At 72.2% G+C, this 4,916-nt stretch carries 2 protein-coding genes and 1 pseudogene; all 3 read right to left on the bottom strand.

Annotated features, from left to right (window positions below; genetic code table 11):
• Positions 1–97: 97 nt before the first annotated feature.
• Positions 98–3,403 carry a carbamoyl-phosphate synthase large subunit gene (carB, locus tag D8M29_RS08575; protein WP_041103703.1) on the bottom strand — a complete coding sequence of 1,102 codons (3,306 nt, stop codon included), beginning with the start codon at positions 3,401–3,403 and terminating at the stop codon, positions 98–100.
• A 3-nt stretch (positions 3,404–3,406) separates the two neighbouring features.
• The gene (carA, locus tag D8M29_RS08570; protein WP_041103701.1) at positions 3,407–4,591 is read right to left on the bottom strand and encodes a glutamine-hydrolyzing carbamoyl-phosphate synthase small subunit; all 1,185 of its coding nucleotides are present in this window, start codon (positions 4,589–4,591) and stop codon (positions 3,407–3,409) included.
• Positions 4,588–4,916, bottom strand: a pseudogene (locus D8M29_RS08565) (hypothetical protein); the annotation flags it as partial. The gene carA and the pseudogene D8M29_RS08565, both read right to left, overlap by 4 nt.

Raw genomic sequence — 4,916 nt, 5'->3', positions numbered from 1 at the left:
ACCAGGGGTAGGCCGCTCTGTCCCCACGCGCCGCGCTTCCAGTGTAGCCGCCGCCCGAAGGGGGCGCGGGGCCCCGCGCCGCCCGTCGCCGTCGTGGTCACGCCGCGGCCTCCGGACCGGCGACAGCCTGCTGCAGGCGCGCGTCGTGCTCCTGCAGTGAGGTGACGGACCACTCGTAGGACCGCATGGCCTCGATGGCCTGCAGGCACGCCCCGAATTCGGCCGTGGTCGTGATCACCGGCACGCCGAGCGACGTCGCGGCCGCGCGGATCTCGTAGCCGTCCGTGCGGGCGTCGCCGCCGGAGGGCGTGTTCAGCACGAGGTCGACGGTGCCGGCGTGCAGCTGCTCCAGCACGGTGCCCGCGCCGTCCTCGTGCCCGGCGTCGGCGATCTTCGCCACGACCTCCGCGGGGATGCCGTTGCGCCGCAGCACCTCGGCGGTGCCGCCGGTGGAGACCACCTGGAAGCCGAGGTCGACGAGGCGCTTGGCCTGGCCCACGAGGGTGCGCTTGTCCCGGTTGGCGACCGACACGAACACGCGCCCCGAGGTGGGCAGCGGGCCGCCGGCGGCGGACTGGGACTTGGCGAACGCGGTGTCGAAGTGCTTGTCGATGCCCATGACCTCGCCCGTCGAGCGCATCTCCGGGCCCAGCAGCGAGTCGACCACGCGGCCCTCCGCGGTGCGGAAGCGGGTGAACGGCAGCACCGCCTCCTTGACCGCCACGGGCGCGCCGATCGGCAGGGTGCCGCCGTCGTACGCCGTGGGCAGCATGCCCGCCGCGCGCAGGTCGGCGATGCTCTCGCCGACGCCGATCCGCGCGGCCGCCTTGGCCAGCTGGACGCCCGTGGCCTTCGAGACGAACGGCACGGTCCGCGAGGCGCGCGGGTTCGCCTCGATCACGTACAGCACGTCCGAGGCGAGCGCGAACTGGATGTTGATCAGGCCGCGCACGCCGACGCCGGCCGCGATCCGCTCGGTGGCGCGGTGCACGCGCTCGAGCACGTCCGGGCCCAGGGTGACGGGGGGCAGCACGCACGCGGAGTCACCCGAGTGGATGCCCGCCTCCTCGATGTGCTCCATGACGCCGCCGAGGTACAGCTCGGTGCCGTCGTAGAGGGCGTCGACGTCGATCTCGATCGCGTCCTCGAGGAAGCGGTCCACGAGCATCGGCTGGTCGGGGGTGATCTCCGTGGCGTGCTCCACGTAGTGGGCCAGCGCCTCCTCGGAGTACACGATCTCCATGCCGCGACCGCCGAGCACGTAGGAGGGGCGCACGAGCACGGGGTAGCCGATCTCGTCCGCCACGCGCTTGGCGTCGTCGAAGGAGACCGCCGTGCCGTTCTTCGGCGCCACCAGGCCCGCGCGCTCGAGCACGAGCGCGAACTCGCCGCGGTGCTCGGCCAGGTCGATGGCCGCGGGCGAGGTGCCCAGGATCGGCACGCCGGCGTCGGCGAGCTGCTGGGCCAGCTTGAGCGGGGTCTGACCGCCGAGCTGCACGAAGACGCCGCGCACGCCGCCGGAGGCCTCCTCGGCCGCGATGACCTCCAGGACGTCCTCGAGCGTGAGCGGCTCGAAGTAGAGGCGGTCGGAGATGTCGTAGTCCGTGGACACGGTCTCCGGGTTGCAGTTGACCATCACGGTCTCGTAGCCGGCCTCGCGCAGCGCCATGGTGGCGTGCACGCACGAGTAGTCGAACTCGATGCCCTGGCCGATCCGGTTCGGGCCCGAGCCGAGGATGATCACCGACTCGCCCTCGTGCGGGGCGACCTCGGTCTCGAGGTCGTAGCTGGAGTACCGGTACGGGGTGAAGGCCTCGAACTCGGCGGCACAGGTGTCCACGGTCTTGTAGACGGGGCGCACGCCCAGGGCGTGACGCACGCCGCGCACGACCGCCGCGTCCATGTGCCGCAGCGAGCCGATCTGGGCGTCGGAGAACCCGTGCCGCTTGGCGCGGCGCAGCAGGGTTTCGTCGAGGACCTCGGCGTCGCGGATCTCGTCCGCGACCTCGTTGATGAGCACGAACTGGTCCAGGAACCACGGGTCGATCGCGGTGGCCTCGAAGGCCTCCTCGATCGTGGCGCCGGCGTAGAGCGCCTGCTGGGTCTGGGAGAGCCGGTCGGCGGTGGCCGTGCGCGCCGCCGCGAGCAGGGCCTGCGGGTCGGCGTCCTGCGGGAACGCGAGCTCCGAGCCCTTCTGCTCGAGCGAGCGCAGGGCCTTCTGCAGGGCCTCCGTGAAGCTGCGGCCGATGGCCATGGCCTCGCCGACCGACTTCATGGTGGTGGTCAGCGTGGGGTCCGCCGCCGGGAACTTCTCGAACGCGAAGCGCGGGACCTTCACGACCACGTAGTCCAGGACCGGCTCGAAGGACGCCGGGGTCTTCTGGGTGATGTCGTTGGGGATCTCGTCCATCGTGTAGCCCAGGGCCAGCTTGGTGGCGATCTTGGCGATCGCGAAGCCGGTGGCCTTCGAGGCCAGCGCCGAGGAGCGGGAGACGCGCGGGTTCATCTCGATGACGACGACGCGCCCGTCCACGGGGTTCACCGCGAACTGGATGTTGCAGCCGCCGGTGTCCACGCCGACCTCGCGGATGACGTTGATCGAGATGTCCCGCAGCTTCTGGTACTCGCGGTCCGTCAGCGTCATGGCCGGGGCCACGGTGATGGAGTCGCCGGTGTGCACGCCCACGGGGTCCACGTTCTCGATGGAGCAGACGACGACGACGTTGTCGTTCTTGTCCCGCATCATCTCCAGCTCGTACTCCTTCCAGCCGAGGATGGACTCCTCGAGCAGGACCTCGGAGGTCGGGCTGTACTGCAGGCCGGCGCCGCAGATGCGGTACAGGTCGGCCTCGTCGTAGGCCATGCCGGAGCCGAGGCCGCCCATCGTGAACGAGGGGCGCACCACCACGGGGTACTTCAGGTCCTCGACGGCGGCCAGGGCCTCCTCCATCGTGTGCACGATGTGGGACCGGGCGGATTCGCCGCCGGCACGCTCCACGACGCCCTTGAACAGCTCGCGGTTCTCGCCGAGCTCGATGGCCTCGATGTTCGCGCCGATCAGCTCGACGCCGAAGCGCTCGAGCACCCCGTCCTTGTCGAGGGCGATGGCGGTGTTCAGCGCCGTCTGGCCGCCCAGGGTGGGCAGCAGGGCGTCCGGGCGCTCCTTCTCGATGATCTTGGCGACCACGGCCGGGGTGATGGGCTCGACGTAGGTGGCGTCGGCCAGCTCCGGATCGGTCATGATCGTGGCCGGGTTGGAGTTGACGAGGACGACGCGGACGCCCTCCTCCTTGAGGACGCGGATGGCCTGGGTGCCGGAGTAGTCGAACTCGGCGGCCTGGCCGATCACGATGGGGCCGGAGCCGATGACCAGGACGGACTTCAGGTCGGTGCGCTTGGGCATGGATCAGGCTCCTTCGGTGGCGGGGGTGGTGGCGGTGCGGTGCTCGGTGAGCAGCTGCACGAAGCGGTCGAACAGGTCGAGGGTGTCGTTGGGGCCGGCCGCGGACTCCGGGTGGAACTGCACGGAGAAGGCGGGCCGGTCGAGCAGGCGCAGGCCCTCGACGACCTGGTCGTTCAGGGACCAGTGGGAGACCTCGACGCGGCCGAAGCGCGACTCCGGCGCCTCGATCGGCTCGCCGAGGGGGGCGTCCACGGCGAAGCCGTGGTTCTGGGAGGTGATGGCCACGCGGCCCGTGGCCTTGACCAGCACCGGCTGGTTCGGGCCGCGGTGGCCGAACTTCAGCTTGTAGGTGTCGAAGCCGAGCGCGCGGCCGAAGATCTGGTTGCCGAAGCAGATGCCGAAGAACGGCAGGCCGGCGTCGAGGACCTCGCGCAGCAGCTCCACCTGGGCGTCTGCCGTGGCCGGGTCGCCGGGGCCGTTGGACAGGAAGACGCCGTCCGGGTCCACGGCGCGGATGCCGGCCAGGTCCGTGGCCGCGGGCAGCACGTGCACGCGGATGCCGCGGGAGGCCAGGTGCCGCGGCGTGGCGGCCTTGATGCCGAGGTCGAGGGCGGCGATCTCGGCGATCGGCTCGCCCTCCCAGCCGTGCTCGGCCGGCTCGATGACGTACGGCTCCTCCGTGGTGACGGACTCCGCGAGGCGGGCGCCGGCCATCGACGGCTGGGCGCGCACCTCCGCCAGCAGCTCGGCCTCGGGGCGGGCGGCGTGCTCGCCGGAGAACACGCCGGCGCGCATCGAGCCCTCGGTGCGCAGGCGGCGGGTGACGGCACGGGTGTCGACCTCGCGGATCCCGACGACGCCGAACGCCTCGAGCTCCTCGTCGAGGGTGCGCTCGGCGCGCCAGTTGGACGGACGCCGGGCCGCGTCGCGGACCACGTAGCCGGCGGCGAAGATCGCCCGCGACTCCCGGTCGGCGTCGTTGACCCCGGTGTTGCCGATGTGCGGGGAGGTCTGCACGATGATCTGCCCCGCGTAGGACGGGTCGGTGAGGGTCTCCTGGTAGCCGGTCATGCCCGTGGTGAACACGGCCTCGCCCAGGGTGCGGCCGCGGGCGCCGTAGGCCCGGCCGCGGTGGACGGTGCCGTCCTCGAGGACGAGCAGGGCCAGGTCGTCGGTGGGGGTGCTCATCGGGGGTCTCCTTCTCCTGCGCGGCCGGCCGGGTCGGCCGGGGCGGGGTCGATGATGGTCTGCAGGGCGGCGAGGAGCCGGTCGCGGTCCTCGGGGCGGTCGGGGCGGAAGGCGGAGGTGAGTTCGACGTCGCCGAGGCGCCAGCCCCAGGCGACGAGCCCGCCCGGCTCGACGAACTTGCCGGCGATCCCCGCGGACAGGCCGGCCTCGACGAGGTCGTCCGCGGGGATGAACAGGTTGGCGGCCCCGGGGCGGAGCACGAGCAGGCCGCGGTGGGCGCCGGCGTCGTGGACCTCGAGGACCGCGCGCGAGCGCAGGCCCAGGC

Source organism: Micrococcus sp. HSID17227 (assembly GCF_003989405.1).
GTDB lineage: Bacteria > Actinomycetota > Actinomycetes > Actinomycetales > Micrococcaceae > Micrococcus > Micrococcus luteus.
The sequence above is the reverse complement of the archived record's forward strand: the minus strand, read 5'-3'. Positions and strand labels throughout refer to the sequence as shown.